Here is a 14,159-nt window from a genome sequence, read left to right as displayed (position 1 = left end):
AATAATGATAATCAATTTCAATTGTATTTTTTGTTTTTCCCTGGCCACAAGTAAATTTTTCTATCAATATTGGTACAATCAAAAACTCAGCTATCCATTTGTATAAAAAAACACGAATGACCATTCTTGTCATTCGTGTTTTTCATTCTTATTTTTTAAAAATGCCAAACGGCTTTCCTACTGGTAATACAACTTTTCCAAAATGAACATTTAATACAGTTGCTGCTGAACCGTAGAAAGATAGTAATGAAATACATAGTTCAGAATACGCTGCTAAATTATGCATAGCATGTGGCATAACACCTAAAGTACTAAATGAAAGACCAATAAATAAGAAATCAATAAGTACAAAAATCATAAATAATACTTTATGTGCTTCCATTGCGCCAATTGTCATAAAAATCGTAAAGATTAAATATCCAATAAAGGCTACACCAAGCTGCTTTGGATCTACAGATTGGGCTAATTTTTCGCCGAATACTCCAAGTTGAATTAACCAAGACGTTCCAACACCTAACCAAAATAGGCCGTATGCACCAAATGCAGTTGTACCGAACGTGTTGTTATGCTTCGCATCGTGAATACACGCAAAGAGTTGTGCAAATCCTCCTAAAAAGATTGCCCATGGTAATACAAATGAAACACCATCCGTTAATCCTAATTTTTGTGATGATGCTACAAGTGTTACCATTGCTAATCCAAATAGACCAATTCCAGATGGATCCGCTGTTGTCATTTTTACATGATGTGTAGTTTGATTACTCATAAAAACCTCCTGATTTTGAACACATACCTGAATACAATACTCGAATCAGAAGCCTATGTCAATGGTTTTTATTGTATGTCGTCAGACTTTGCATCTTTGCAATAATGAACAATCATTTTTGCTATTTCATACGGCTTGATATTTAGATTGAATAGCTCTTGTATAGGAATCCAAACTGGAATGTAGTGTCCTCTATCAACCGTTATGAATTCTTCAGCTTTTCCTGTGCCAAAAACACCATCAATGATACGTGCTTCATAGAAATATTGCGTGCCTTTATATTCATACTTCGTAACAAGTTTTTGAATTTCAATATGCACGCCTAGTTCTTCATAAACTTCACGTACGGTTGCTTCTTCTGGTGTTTCATCTTCTTCAATTCCTCCACCTGGAAATACAAAGTATACTTCATTGTTTCGAATACGTTTTATAAGGGCGATTTTATCATTCTGTATAATAATGGCCACACCACGATTTCGAATCATGCTATAATTTCAACCCTAATTGCAACAGTTCCCCACTTCTGCTCTTGTTCTTTCGTATATATTTCATATGTACTTGCTAACATTTCTTCTAGACTCCAGTTGGCACAGTCCATCAGCTTTTTATTAATATCCTTATACATTTCTTCAAATGTTTTATAACATTTCAATTCCGTTACCCTTACACAAATTGTTTCTTTTGTTGCTAAATTTGTAAATTCGATTTCATCTTCTATTTGTATATTTTGACGCTTCTTATCATATAAGCGTACTTCAAACACTTTTTTTCCAGATTGAATAGATTGAAACGGTTCATTATATAAACTCATTTTATGTTTCATTTCCTCACCACCTTGAGTCATTATAACATGAACATTTCAAACGCTTTTTTCATTCGCTACTGAAAATCCAACTAAATTTATCCCTCATTAATGGATAGTCCCCCCACATGTACAAAACATTCATGAATTCTTCACCATATTTGTGATTATAATCACTTCAACCTTTTTTCTAAAACATTATGCTAAAAACATACAAATGAACAGAGGAGTGTTTGATATGGCTATACCTTTTACAAAAATATCTATTGTAGGTGAAATTGTTACCGTTTTTCCACAAGCAAGTGATTTATTTAAGAAACATCGTATCGACTTTTGTTGTGGCGGAGACAAGACAATTGAAGTGGCGACACAAACAAAAGAAATTTCTCCTGATGAACTTTTAAAAACATTAAATGAACAATATACTTTATATCAATCGAAAAATAATGAATCTACAAACTGGAATGAAGTTAGTTTCTCTACACTAATTGATCATATTATCCAAACACATCATCGCTATATTCAAGAAGAATTACCACAACTGAGTCCGTATGTAACAAAGGTATTTCGCGTACATGGTCAAACAGAGTCGCATTTAAATAACGTGCATCGACTTTTTCATGAATTAAAATTAGAACTTGAACAACATATTATCAAAGAAGAAACTCTTGTATTCCCACTTATCAAAAAATATGAACAAAATCCTACTCAAGAAAATTTAGTTTTAGTAATCGAAAAACTTGAAGAATTAGAACAAGAACATGATGGAGCTGGCGATCTTATAAAAGAATTGCGAAGTATTACAAATGATTTTACTCCTCCAGAGCATGCATGTCGCACATATCGTATGGTTTATAATCGTCTAGAAGATTTTGAATCTGATTTATTCCAACACGTACATCTTGAAAACAACATTTTATTCCAGCGATTACTTTCTATCAAGTAAAATGAATAAGCAGCGAGGACTATTTCACGCTGCTTATCTTTCTCCTTAACTCCAATTATAATCTGTTACTAATTACTCCATTTCTACAAAAGAATCCTCTATACTATATAAGTAGATTACGCACACCGCATAATCAAAAAAATATACATAGGAGAGGAGTTCAACAAACGATGCGCTATGTTATTGTAACAGGTACTTCGCAAGGATTGGGCGAGGCAATCGCCAAACAATTACTAGAAGAAAATACAAAGCTCATTTGTATTTCTAGAAGACAAAATGAAAAACTTATTGAAAAAGCAACACAAAAAGGTATTTCTTTTATTTTTCACTCAATTGATCTCCAAGATGTACATAATCTAGAAACTCATTTTGAAACCATCTTTTCATCCATTGAAGAAGAGAATGTCTCATCTATTCATTTAATTAATAACGCAGGTACACTTGCACCTATGAAACCGATTGAAAAATCAGAGAGTGAACTTTTAATTGCAAATGTACAAATTAATTTAATTGCTCCAATGATTCTTACCTCTTCTTTTATGAAACATACGAAAGAGTGGAAAGTAGACAAGCGTGTTATCAATATTTCCTCAGGTGCTGGACAAAAACCTTACTTTGGGTGGGGGGCTTATTGTACAACGAAAGCTGGTGTAAATATGTTTACACAATGTGTTGCTACAGAAGAAGCCGAAAAAGAGTATCCAGTAAAAACGATTGCCTTTGCACCAGGTGTTGTGGATACAAATATGCAACAGCAAATTCGCCAAACAGCAAAAGAAGATTTTACTAACTTAGATCGATTTATCGCTTTAAAAGAAGAAGGAAAATTACTTTCCCCTGAGTATGTTGCAAAAGCTGTTGCTCATCTATTAGAAACTAAGGACTTTGAACAAGGTGGCGTCATTCGGATTGATGAACAGTAGTTTCATAACAAAAGGCTCGCTTGTATGCGAGCCTTTCATTACATCGGTTCTAAAAATAGTAAGACAGATTCCATTATGAATTCATAGCCTACTTCTTGATAAATTTTATTCGACGTTGGATTTGCTAAGTCCGTATATAATGTAGTTGTTTTATAACCTTGATCTAACATGTACTGACTAATGGCAGCTACACAGTTAGAAGCGTACCCTTTCTTTCGTGCTTCTTTTGGCGTATATACAAAGTTAACTGTAATATTACTCTTAGTCGGTCTTGTTATGGCAGCTACCGAAACTAATTCTCCATCTACTTCCAAGCCGAATAACCGCTTTGTACTTACTAATGCATATGCCGTTTGTTTCGCATCTTCTGCTGTAGTAGGTAAATGAACATCTTCACAAAATTGATACACCCACTCTTCTATAAATGGTAGCTCATCATCATTTACTTGACGGAAAACACCCTGTTCATTCCATTGCTTCTTTACTTTTTCCAGCTTATATATCCCTTGATTCATGCGAATAGAAAATTTCTTGTGCTCTAGTTGCGCAATCTCTTCCGCTAATTGTATCACCACTCTCTTTTCTCCAATCAATCCAGGTATGTTGGGATACACCGTTACTAATTGTTTTGCTATTTCCTTTACCTCCTCTCTCGAAGCCACGGATTTAGCAACAATCATTTGTTTTTTCTCAGTTTGAAGAAATATAAGTATGGTGTTTTCATTTCGCTTTGCCGCTGCCATAAATAGTAGATTTTCTACAGACTGCATTACCCCTAATATTAAATTATTTTCTTGTTCATTCATTTCTAAAATTGGAACGAAATCCTTCTTAAACTGAGAAATATCTTCATACACCTGTAATTGAATCATCGACAATCTCTTCCTTCTATTTATATTTCAATAGATTATTGGCGATTAATTCACAAAATCCTTCTTTTACAATTCAATAATATTCAAGACTGCCATCATTACTTCTTTTTCAGATTGCGTGATTCGCTGTTTCTCCATTTCAAATTTAACTTCTTCTTGCTTAAAACGCTCTCTCCTCTTTTGAATCATACGTATCATTTCTTTTTTACTTGTTCCCCCATATACATTCCTTTTCTCAACAAATGCTACCGGTGATATAATATCATCCCACTCTTTTTCTGAAAGTATTACGTGCAAATTTTCTTGTAAGTACTTATTTACTTCTATGAGTTTTAATTCATGCAGTTCTTTTTGTTGCCCCATAGACACTTTTGCAATATCACTTGCAGCATGATGAGCACGCCGGAAAGGAATATTGTAATTCTTTGTTAAGGTATCTGCAAAATCCGTTATCGTAATCGCATGTTTAAACGAGCGGTTTCTTAAAACTTCATCTTCCACCTTCATTGTTCGAATCACTGCATTCATTATACAGAACACACGAATTGCCTTTTCGATTCCTCCATACAAATAAGGCTGCAAATCATCTTCTGTATCAACAATGTCTCCAAAAGGTGTATTATGGATCATTTGAAATACAGTGAAAGCTTCACCAAATGCACCGCTAGCGAGCGCGCGAGCATGTTCGATTGAAACAGGGTTCCGTTTTTGTGGCATTATGCTGCTGATTTGTACATATGGGGTTGCAACAGTAATCCCATTGTATTCTTTTGTTGCTAGCAGTAAGAAATCGTGAAGCCATCTACTCGTATTCGTCATTGTCATCATCAGTACAGAACTGACTTCTAGTAAATAATCAACACCTGCGACTGCATCATATGAATTTTCAATAACACCTGAAAATCCAAGTAACTGAGCAATTCTCTTTCTATTAATGGGGAAACTTGTTGTAGAAAGAGCTGCCGCGCCCATTGGCGAGCGATTCACAAGATCATACGTTTTCCAAATCCGCTCTAAATCTCTTGTCATCACATCATAGACAGCTAACATATAATGACCAAATGTTGTTGGTTGAGCAGGCTGTGTATGTGTATAAGCAGGCATAATTGTTTCCATATGATCATCAGCAAGTTGCAATATACTTTCTTGCAATAAGATATAATGTTCCATAAAACGTAGTAGGTAGCGACGTAAACTCATTCGATACATTGTCACTCCCATATCATTACGACTTCTACCAATATGCATATTACTTACTAAATCATCATTCGCTTCTTTTACAATTAAATGTTCAATTAAAAAAAAGAGATCTTCATGTTCCTGCTCATACAATAATCGACTTTTTGGAATTTGCGCCACTTTCTCTAACGCTGTTAAAATAACTTTTGCATCTTCTTGCTTCATTAACTTTTCTTCCATAAGCATGATAATATGAGCACGATGAATCATAAACATCTCTTGCAATAAATAATCTCGCTGAAATTGAAACACATGCTGTAACACGCAGTTTGCATAGGTTTTTCCAGGGAAATCAGCGCCTTCACTCTTAATAAATTCTTCCTTATCCCATTTCATCACCTTTTCCCCTTTCGCCCAGTTATTTACTAACCATCATACCCGGAGCTGCTGAAAAGGTGCTTGTATGAAGCGAAACTTTCATTGAACAAACAAAAATAAACCCGCTGCCACGTGCATCGGGTTTATTTAATAACAGTTGCATCATATTTTTCACTTTTTAGTACCTGGAAATGTAAATTACGCAAGTGCTTACGAAGCTCTGTACTATCATCTTCATCTAATTCGTTTGCTAAAAACACAATTTCTGTACAATTCCCAAGTTTATCAGTAGCATAAACAGCTTTTGCTAACGTCCACGGCGTATATCCATTTTTTTGCCCAGCATGTCTGAATGACTTACGATACTTCTTGGCTTTCATATCTGTTTCAACGAGATTCGCCCATTCTTTTTCTTCATCCTTTGTAAAACCTTTTTTATGATTCGCTTTTTCCAGAAGCACCATATAATCATTCGCAGATGCAGCCGGAAACTTATCTGACCATATTTTTTCATATTTTTCTTCTAAATACAGCGGGATTTCTTTTTGTAATAACGGCCCTTTCTCTTTTAACCGTTCATGTATTAACATCGCATAACGACGATATTCCTCTGCGGACATTTCTTTTAGCTTTTTCTCTAATTTATTTTTTGGAATATGCAATTCCTTATGCAAATATCCCGGAATGTATAGAGAAGAGACGATAGGAAATAACGGTTGGTGTGAAGGAAGTGATAGGTTTTGTAAATTTTGATTAATATGGTCTAGTCCAAGTAGCTCCATTAAATATTCTGTATTTGCATTTGAACTAAACTTCACCATTCCTTTCGCAACTTCTTCTAAGGACACTGCATTTTCATCTATTTTATCAGTTCTTATTAAATACTTTTGCCAACGACCCTGCGCACCACCATCTGTATTTGGAACATAATAACGATTTACATCATCAATTGACACATAACTATTCGGGTCAATTCTTCCATCTACAACTTGTTTCGTAAATTCAAATGCGACAATTAACTTCATCGTGCTCGCAACTGGTAACACAACATTTGGATTTACAGAATAAACAACTTTATCATTTCGTTTTATAAGTAAGGCACTATTTTTTTCATCTTTATGTTCTTCAACAAATGAGGCAATAAACTGAGCATCATCATTATTAGAGCTCCAAACTTTTTTCGCTAAAAAGTTACCGGATATAAGCACTATGAATACACCAATGATTCCCGCACATATTATAACTTTTCTCAAGTGAATTCCCTCTCCTAATTTATATCTTTTATCCATTATATATAGTTATAAACAAAACAATAGAGACGATTATCTAAATAATCGTCTCTATTATTGTAACTTGTAATCTCCTATTATGTCTATGTCATAATTCGAACAAAGTTTTCACTAAACTTCTTATAATTTAATTTCCAGCCAATTCGCACCCAATTTTTAAGTGCTTTTGCATCAGGCTGTGGCCTAAAATCAGCAATACTTTCCCCTTTTGCACTACCTTCTAAATCAACATCTACTTTCCGATATACATATTCAATCATAGAAGGATTTACAACTGCCATCATCGTAAGCACATCATGAATGGGACTTCCGGTAATTTTCGGATTTATTTTCTTATATGCTTTATAATAATATTGAAATATAGGTTCAATTAATTTGTTAAATGCAGTTTGTGAATGTTTTTTTATATATTGTACAGTTTCAGGTGTAACGATTGATTCACTTGTAACATTAAGAGGGATTAATGTTACGTTTTTTGCATACTGCATGACTAAATTTGCAGCAAGTGCATCCCCATGAAAATTTGCCTCCGCTACAGGTGTTACATTCCCTGGGATAAGGAAGGCACCACCCATGATGTAATATTCTTTTACATCCTGCATTACATCTTTTCCTAATATAAATGCAGTTGCTAAACTTGTTGCCCTCCCTGCATCAACAATAATAATTTCTTTTTTATAGCGTTTAATAATGTCAAATATTGTGCAAAACGATTTAATATTTGGTTGAATAGTTTTTGGAGGGCGAATTGGCCCCAACCCTTCCGCTCCATGAATTTCAGGATAATATGTTGTAAATTCACCCGACAACGGCATTTTCGCTCCATTTATAATCGGTATATCTTCTCTACCTGCTAGTTGCATTAAATACGCAGCATTACTTGTTGCTTGCTCTTGTGTTACATTTCCATACCCAGTTAAAATCCCAACAATTTCAATTTCTGGATGTAACAGCCCATACATGATTGCTAAAGAATCATCAATACCAGGATCCCCTAAAAAAAGCACCTTTTTCATGATACTTTCCATCCCTTCACCTCTTATTACCAAAAGCATATTCTTTATCGTTTATACCATACACATGAAATACGAAATTTGCGCACTGATTTTTGAACAAATAATGAATCATACAAAAAAACAATCAAATCAAACTATTTGTTCAAATTCCGTTCATTGTGATTCGATTCACAAAAATACATAATAAACTTGTAAATACATTTTATTATGTATGGGAGGAATTTATTATGTTTATTCATTTTTTACGTAGTAACACGAAAGCATTATTTATCCTTTTGCCTCTCCGCTTATATTTAGGGTATGCTTGGCTAGCTGCTGGATTAGGGAAAATTTTCGGTCAACAATTTGATGCAAGCGGCTTTTTAAAAGGAGCAATCGCAAAGGCGGGTGGAGATCATCCAGCTGTACAAGGTTGGTGGGCTGATTTTCTATAACATGTCGCTCTTCCACATGCTGACCTATTTAGCTTTTTTGTGCAATGGGGAGAAATTTTAGTCGGGTTAGGGCTTCTTTTAGGAGGATTAACAAAAACTGCAGCATTTTTCGGAATTATTATGAATACTGCTTTTCTTTTAAGTGGAACTATAAGTACAAACCCAAATATGATATTACTGTCTATCCTTATTTTAGTAGCAGGACATAACGCAGGGCGCATCGGTTTGGACGGATTTGTTTTTCAAAAACTTTTCAGTAAGAACAGAAATAATACTCCAACTTATCCTACACATAAATTCGCATCATAGATAAGTTCTACACATAAAAAATGTATGGAATTGAAGGATAACCTCCTCCATTCCATACATTCTATTAAACATCACCAATTGACATACATTTATATTTTCACATTGTTTTTTGACGTTAACATGCTGCCTGTTACATACGCAATACAAGCAAAACCAATCGGCAGCACGACTGTATGTATACCAAACGGATTTGGAAAACAAAGGTGAACGATTATATAAGAACCAACACCAACAAGAATAGACGCAAGCGCCCCGTATGCATTCCCCTTTTTCCAATATAACCCTAAAACAATTGGCCAAATAAAAGCGGCCTCTAAACCACCAAAGGAAAATAAATTTAACCATATTAAAAAATCTGGCGGTTTAACAGCTGCAGCATATACAAGTAAACCAACGATACCCGTAATCCATAAGCTTCCTTTTTTTATTGTTGTATCTGCTGCGTGTTCATTTATGTAATTCACATATATATCTTTAATAATAGATGAACTCACCAGTAATAACAGTGAGTTTACCGTTGACATAATCGCCGCCATTGGGGCCGCCAAAAATATTCCCGCAAGCCAAGGCGGTAATACTTCCATTGCTAGAAGCGGCATTACTTTGTCCGGCACAGTTACACCCGGAAGTACTACACGGGCAAATACACCTGTTAGATGCATCCCGATCATAATGGTGCCGACAACAATCGTTCCAATAATGAGCGCTTGGTGCATTGCTTTTGAATTTTTATAAGACATCGCCCGCACGCTAATTTGCGGTAATCCAACAACGCCAATCCCAATTAAAATCCAAAATGATGTCACATACGTTTTCGTTAAACTACCATCCGCTCCAAACGGTGTAATTAAATTGGGATTGATTTGAACGAGTTCTTGCATGATCTTTTCAATTCCGCCACCAGCAATCACCGTTGCAATTAAAATAATTGTCGTACCTGCTAGCATAATAATGCCAAGCAGTGTGTCGGATAAAGCAACTGCACGGAATCCACCAATTATAACGTATACAAGTACAGAAAAGGTAAAAAGAAATAAAGACGTTGTATACGAAAAGCCTGTTAACGATTCAATTAACCTTCCGCCTCCAACCCACTGAGCAACTGTTGCTGAAAATAAAAAGATAATAATACATAATGCCGAAAGAATGACCACCGCTTTATGATTGTATCTTCCTTTTAAGTAATCAATAAGCGTAATTGCTTCCATCTTTCTTGCAATGATTGCAAACTTTTTACCAATTACCGTCAAGACGATGTAACCCGTTACAACCTGGATTGCCGACAATAATACCCATCCAAGCCCCATATTATATGCAATTCCAGGTCCACCGATAAAACTACTCGCACTACCGTACGTAGCAATCATTGTCATAGCTAATAATAGACCGCCAAGTTCACGTCCACCAAGAAAGTATTCTTGTAAAAATTTATTATGAGCCGTTGCTTGCACACGCCTTGATGCATATACACCAATTAAAAATACAACGATAAAAGAAATTATCATTGGAATTATTACGTACCAATTCATTTATCATTCCTCACTTTTTTCTTCCTCATCGAGCGAAATATCTTGAAATGCAAAACGCACGATTAAAATAAGAAGTATAACAACTACAACAAAACCGACTATACAACTATAAAAAAACCACGCTGGAAAACCTAATACATATGTATATTCACTTGGATCTTTACTACCAAGCCCATAAGCAAACCCATACCATATGATAAAATTGATAAAAGCAAGTCCAAGACCAATTAACGCCTCTCTATGGGCAATTCGAAAGCGTGGATCATCATGATAATCTTTCATTTTCTCCCTCCTCTCACGATGTATAATTGTAACATTGTTCTTTTAGTTTTTCCTACTAGAAAAGAAAAACTAGAAGGATTTTTTTAAAAGATATAGAATTCAGTTTCATATTACATAATTTTTACAATTGTAACGTAAATGAAATTTGAATTTTCAGTCTTTGTTATTTATGATTAAAATTAGAGTTCTTTCACCTAGTTTTTACAACCTTGTTACAGGAATAAACGCCGTCTCGTACTGCGTTTACACTATATTTTCAAGGGGGTTATACAATGAGTCAACTAGCTGTAAATCTTCATGAAAAAGTTGAAAAATTTCTTCAAGGAACAAAAAAATTATATGTGAATGGAGCGTTCGTTGAAAGCGCTTCCAGAAAGACATTTAAAACTCCTAACCCAGCAACTGGCGAAACACTTGCAATTGTTTCGGAAGCTGGCCGCGAAGATATTCATAAAGCTGTAGTAGCTGCTAGAGTTGCATTTGATGAAGGTCCTTGGTCACGCATGAGCGCCGCTGAGCGGAGCCGCCTTATGTACAAGCTTGCTGATTTAATGGAAGAGCATAAAGAAGAATTAGCACAACTGGAAACATTAGACAATGGAAAACCAATCCGTGAAACGTCAGCTGCAGATATTCCGCTTGCAATTGAACATATGCGTTATTATGCTGGCTGGGCTACAAAAATTGTCGGTCAAACAATTCCAGTCTCCGGTGAATATTTTAACTATACACGTCACGAAGCAGTTGGTGTTGTTGGACAAATTATTCCATGGAACTTCCCGCTCCTTATGGCGATGTGGAAAATGGGGGCAGCACTTGCAACTGGCTGTACAATTGTTTTAAAACCTGCAGAACAAACCCCTCTTTCCGCATTATATTTAGCTGAATTATTTGAAGAAGCTGGATTCCCGAAAGGTGTTGTCAACATCGTACCAGGATTCGGTGAAACAGCTGGGCAAGCTCTTGTCAATCACCCTCTCGTCGATAAAATTGCATTTACCGGTTCAACTCCTGTCGGTAAACAAATTATGAGACAAGCCTCTGAAACACTAAAACGAGTTACATTAGAACTTGGTGGTAAATCACCAAATATTATTTTGCCAGATGCTGATTTATCTCGTGCAATCCCAGCTGCACTTTCTGGTGTTATGTTTAACCAAGGGCAAGTGTGCTGCGCAGGATCCCGTTTATTTATTCCAAAGAAAATGTATGACAATGTCATGGCTGATCTTGTGCTATATTCGAAAAAATTAACACAAGGCGCAGGTCTAGATCCACAAACTACAATTGGCCCCCTTGTTTCTGAAGAGCAACAAAAACGCGTTTTAGGATACATTGAAAAAGGTATTGAAGAAGGTGCAGAAGTCCTTTGTGGTGGAAATAATCCATTTGAACAAGGTTATTTCGTTTCTCCAACCGTCTTCGCCGACGTAAATGACGAAATGACAATTGCCAAAGAAGAAATTTTCGGACCTGTCATCTCCGCATTGCCGTTTAATGATATTGATGAAGTAATTGAACGTGCAAATAAATCATCATTTGGTTTAGCTGCTGGTGTATGGACAGAAAATGTCAAAAATGCACATTACATTGCAAGCAAAGTCCGTGCTGGTACAGTATGGGTAAACTGTTATAACGTATTTGATGCCGCTTCTCCATTTGGTGGATTTAAACAATCCGGTCTTGGCCGCGAAATGGGATCTTATGCATTAAATAACTATACAGAAGTGAAGAGCGTTTGGGTGAATCTGAACTAAATGAAAGAGCCTGACCTACTCTGTAAAATAAATAAGTGACAATATCTATCTTTCCTTATAAGAATAAGGGGATGTATATAATGTTGCACATTATATATGTATTAGTACATTGCTCAATAAGAGTGATGTACTTTTTTATTATGCTGACCTCTTTATGGCCTTATATACAACAACAACATTAGTGTGGTTACACTAAACAGGAATGTATGTTTCTATTTTAAATAAAAGAAGGAAATATGACCGTAAATCAAATTTGTGAAATTACAAATGTGTCTAGAGCTTCATTATATAGAAAGCTATCCGAAGGGAACAAATAGTCCTTCCTTACCCCATATTCCAGAAAAGGGCTCGATTATAGAACAACACAGTCATTGTGTCATGCTAAAATCAGAAAACATTGTGAAGAAATGCACTTAAAGTAACGTGGTAGGTTAATTTAATAAATGATAGAATTATTATCAGTCAATAATATTTTGTAAAGTGGTGAATTCATGAATATTATAGAAAAATTTGGTGATGTACCTAAAATAGAAACGGAACGTCTCGTCCTTAGAAAAATCACATTAGATGATGCAGAAGATATGTATTTATATGCCTCGAATGAAGAAGTAACGAGATATGTAACGTGGGATACTCATTCTTCATTATCAGATACAAATGAATTTATAGATTCATTTGTACCTCAATATGATGCTCCATGGGGGATTGAGCTAAAAGAAAATGGTAAATTTATTGGAACAGTTCACTTTGTTTGGTGGCAGCCAAAACACAATAGTGCTGAAATTGGATATGTTCTATCTAAAGAATACTGGAGCAAAGGGTTAATTACCGAAGCAGCAAAGGCAATCATCTCTTTTGGGTTCGAAAGTATGAACTTAGTTCGTATTCAGGCGAGATGCTTCTTAGAAAATAAGGGTTCAGAGCGTGTTATGGAAAAGTTAGGTATGTCTTTTGAAGGTATAAGTAGAAAAGTAATGTATGTTAAAGGGGAACATAAAGACTTAAAGGTGTACTCTTTATTAAAGTTTTAGAGTTTTTACCAAAGATTTAACGTAGTAAACGAATTATGTACTACTTTTTATTTTTTTTCGTTTCAACTGATGAACGTCATTTTACAACAGTCATATATTGCATTAAATAAATTTATCAGGATTTACACTTAAACTAACGGGTGTTTTCCTTGAATAACGTTTTCTACAATCGGGCGCTTTAATGAAGTAACTAAAGCCTAATTTCTCACTTATAACCCTGAGAAATTAGGCTTTTTATATTTGGATTTCCTTAACGTTGTAAATCCGCATTTTCCTGACGCTACCCCTTATATGCTTCAACTTGATTTGTACTAGCTGTTATTTGTTCCCTTTTATATCTGAAATATATTTTAGGAGAAAGACGGTCCTTACAATGCGTCCTAGTTCTCTAAATGCTTTATAAAGTCGATTTTTTTACTGTCAATTATATATGGGCTTTATTCTTTTAATTTCTCCTCCTGCGAAAGAGCACTACCCGCTGTAAATTCTTCTAAAGCATGCATGGCAAACCTCGCATTGGGATAAGTGATCAAGCCGCCACCAATCACACAAATTTTGAGGGTTTCCATGATTTCATCGATGGTTGCCCTGCACTTAAGCAGCCTTCCATGTGATAGCAAATGCATTCATCGCAGTGGCTGACTAT

General features: G+C 35.2%; 14 protein-coding genes and 3 pseudogenes. 6 read left to right on the top strand and 11 right to left on the bottom strand.

Features of this window, described 5'->3' with window-relative positions:
• Nucleotides 1-148: 148 nt before the first annotated feature.
• The 3 genes from LOK41_RS10385 to LOK41_RS10375 form a co-directional block, all read right to left on the bottom strand.
• Entirely contained in the window at nt 149-766 is a 618-nt protein-coding gene (locus LOK41_RS10385; protein WP_241816392.1) for an acetate uptake transporter, read from the bottom strand.
• Nucleotides 767-834: 68 nt separating this feature from the next.
• Nucleotides 835-1,251: an NUDIX hydrolase gene (locus LOK41_RS10380; protein ID WP_241816391.1), complete on the bottom strand. Its 417-nt coding sequence runs from the start codon at nt 1,249-1,251 to the stop codon at nt 835-837.
• Nucleotides 1,248-1,589 carry an ASCH domain-containing protein gene (locus LOK41_RS10375; RefSeq protein WP_241816390.1) on the bottom strand — a complete coding sequence of 114 codons (342 nt, stop codon included), beginning with the start codon at nt 1,587-1,589 and terminating at the stop codon, nt 1,248-1,250. Before LOK41_RS10375 ends, LOK41_RS10380 begins: the two co-directional genes overlap by 4 nt.
• Nucleotides 1,590-1,806: 217 nt before the next feature.
• Here LOK41_RS10375 and ric point away from each other — a divergent pair, with 217 nt between their 5' ends.
• Together ric and LOK41_RS10365 are read left to right on the top strand one after the other, a co-directional pair.
• Nucleotides 1,807-2,514 (top strand): iron-sulfur cluster repair di-iron protein, encoded by a 708-nt coding sequence (ric, locus tag LOK41_RS10370; RefSeq protein ID WP_241816389.1) that lies wholly within the window; start codon nt 1,807-1,809, stop codon nt 2,512-2,514.
• A 170-nt stretch (nt 2,515-2,684) separates the two neighbouring features.
• A complete protein-coding gene (locus tag LOK41_RS10365; protein WP_241816388.1) occupies nt 2,685-3,437 on the top strand; it encodes a (S)-benzoin forming benzil reductase in 753 nt (250 codons plus the stop codon).
• Between the two features lie 38 nt (nt 3,438-3,475).
• On the opposite strand, the gene LOK41_RS10360 is transcribed toward LOK41_RS10365, so the two are convergent.
• The 4 genes from LOK41_RS10360 to LOK41_RS10345 all read right to left on the bottom strand — a co-directional run bounded on the left by LOK41_RS10360 (nt 3,476) and on the right by LOK41_RS10345 (nt 8,171).
• The gene (locus LOK41_RS10360) at nt 3,476-4,309 is read right to left on the bottom strand and encodes a GNAT family N-acetyltransferase (protein ID WP_241816387.1); all 834 of its coding nucleotides are present in this window, start codon (nt 4,307-4,309) and stop codon (nt 3,476-3,478) included.
• Between the two features lie 66 nt (nt 4,310-4,375).
• The gene (gene argH, locus LOK41_RS10355) at nt 4,376-5,884 is read right to left on the bottom strand and encodes an argininosuccinate lyase (protein ID WP_241816386.1); all 1,509 of its coding nucleotides are present in this window, start codon (nt 5,882-5,884) and stop codon (nt 4,376-4,378) included.
• A 125-nt stretch (nt 5,885-6,009) separates the two neighbouring features.
• Nucleotides 6,010-7,119 (bottom strand): serine hydrolase, encoded by a 1,110-nt coding sequence (locus tag LOK41_RS10350; RefSeq protein WP_241816385.1) that lies wholly within the window; start codon nt 7,117-7,119, stop codon nt 6,010-6,012.
• A gap of 119 nt (nt 7,120-7,238) precedes the next feature.
• Nucleotides 7,239-8,171 carry a nucleoside hydrolase gene (locus LOK41_RS10345; RefSeq protein ID WP_241816384.1) on the bottom strand — a complete coding sequence of 311 codons (933 nt, stop codon included), beginning with the start codon at nt 8,169-8,171 and terminating at the stop codon, nt 7,239-7,241.
• Between the two features lie 227 nt (nt 8,172-8,398).
• Here LOK41_RS10345 and LOK41_RS10340 point away from each other — a divergent pair.
• A pseudogene (locus LOK41_RS10340) lies at nt 8,399-8,914 on the top strand (DoxX family membrane protein).
• Between the two features lie 89 nt (nt 8,915-9,003).
• Here LOK41_RS10340 and panF read toward each other — a convergent pair.
• Together panF and LOK41_RS10330 are read right to left on the bottom strand one after the other, a co-directional pair.
• Nucleotides 9,004-10,443, bottom strand: coding sequence for a sodium/pantothenate symporter (panF, locus tag LOK41_RS10335; RefSeq protein ID WP_241816383.1), 1,440 nt, complete (start codon nt 10,441-10,443; stop codon nt 9,004-9,006).
• Between the two features lie 3 nt (nt 10,444-10,446).
• Nucleotides 10,447-10,725, bottom strand: a complete 279-nt coding sequence (locus LOK41_RS10330) for a YhdT family protein (protein WP_174101439.1) — start codon at nt 10,723-10,725, stop codon at nt 10,447-10,449.
• Nucleotides 10,726-10,997: 272 nt separating this feature from the next.
• On the opposite strand from LOK41_RS10330, the gene dhaS reads away from it, so the two are divergent.
• The 3 genes and pseudogenes from dhaS (at nt 10,998) to LOK41_RS10315 (ending at nt 13,513) form a co-directional block, all read left to right on the top strand.
• A complete protein-coding gene (gene dhaS / locus LOK41_RS10325) occupies nt 10,998-12,482 on the top strand; it encodes an aldehyde dehydrogenase DhaS (protein WP_241816382.1) in 1,485 nt (494 codons plus the stop codon).
• 224 nt (nt 12,483-12,706) lie between these two features.
• Nucleotides 12,707-12,799, top strand: a pseudogene (locus LOK41_RS10320) (helix-turn-helix domain-containing protein); the annotation flags it as partial.
• A gap of 174 nt (nt 12,800-12,973) precedes the next feature.
• On the top strand, nt 12,974-13,513 hold the full coding sequence (locus tag LOK41_RS10315) for a GNAT family N-acetyltransferase (RefSeq protein WP_241816381.1): 540 nt from the start codon (nt 12,974-12,976) through the stop codon (nt 13,511-13,513).
• Between the two features lie 283 nt (nt 13,514-13,796).
• On the opposite strand, the pseudogene LOK41_RS29280 reads toward LOK41_RS10315, so the two are convergent.
• Nucleotides 13,797-13,927, bottom strand: a pseudogene (locus LOK41_RS29280) (Tn3 family transposase); the annotation flags it as partial.
• Nucleotides 13,928-13,950: 23 nt separating this feature from the next.
• Entirely contained in the window at nt 13,951-14,082 is a 132-nt protein-coding gene (locus LOK41_RS28955; protein WP_277818572.1) for a hypothetical protein, read from the bottom strand.
• Between the last annotated feature and the right edge of the window lie 77 nt (nt 14,083-14,159).

This window comes from Bacillus sp. TL12, from assembly GCF_022625245.1.
Classification (GTDB): Bacteria; Bacillota; Bacilli; order Bacillales; family Bacillaceae_G; genus Bacillus_A.
Note: the sequence above shows the minus strand (reverse complement) of the source record. Positions and strands in the feature narration are given on the sequence as shown.

Coding starts and splice junctions, on each gene's coding strand:
- LOK41_RS28955 (WP_277818572.1), bottom strand. CDS start 14,082: ATGGAAACCCTCAAAATTTGTGTGATTGGTGGCGGCTTGATCACTTAT.
- LOK41_RS10315 (WP_241816381.1), top strand. CDS start 12,974: ATGAATATTATAGAAAAATTTGGTGATGTACCTAAAATAGAAACGGAA.
- argH (WP_241816386.1), bottom strand. CDS start 5,884: ATGAAATGGGATAAGGAAGAATTTATTAAGAGTGAAGGCGCTGATTTC.
- LOK41_RS10330 (WP_174101439.1), bottom strand. CDS start 10,725: ATGAAAGATTATCATGATGATCCACGCTTTCGAATTGCCCATAGAGAG.
- LOK41_RS10375 (WP_241816390.1), bottom strand. CDS start 1,589: ATGAAACATAAAATGAGTTTATATAATGAACCGTTTCAATCTATTCAA.
- LOK41_RS10345 (WP_241816384.1), bottom strand. CDS start 8,171: ATGAAAAAGGTGCTTTTTTTAGGGGATCCTGGTATTGATGATTCTTTA.
- LOK41_RS10365 (WP_241816388.1), top strand. CDS start 2,685: ATGCGCTATGTTATTGTAACAGGTACTTCGCAAGGATTGGGCGAGGCA.
- LOK41_RS10380 (WP_241816391.1), bottom strand. CDS start 1,251: ATGATTCGAAATCGTGGTGTGGCCATTATTATACAGAATGATAAAATC.
- ric (WP_241816389.1), top strand. CDS start 1,807: ATGGCTATACCTTTTACAAAAATATCTATTGTAGGTGAAATTGTTACC.
- panF (WP_241816383.1), bottom strand. CDS start 10,443: ATGAATTGGTACGTAATAATTCCAATGATAATTTCTTTTATCGTTGTA.
- LOK41_RS10360 (WP_241816387.1), bottom strand. CDS start 4,309: ATGATTCAATTACAGGTGTATGAAGATATTTCTCAGTTTAAGAAGGAT.
- dhaS (WP_241816382.1), top strand. CDS start 10,998: ATGAGTCAACTAGCTGTAAATCTTCATGAAAAAGTTGAAAAATTTCTT.
- LOK41_RS10385 (WP_241816392.1), bottom strand. CDS start 766: ATGAGTAATCAAACTACACATCATGTAAAAATGACAACAGCGGATCCA.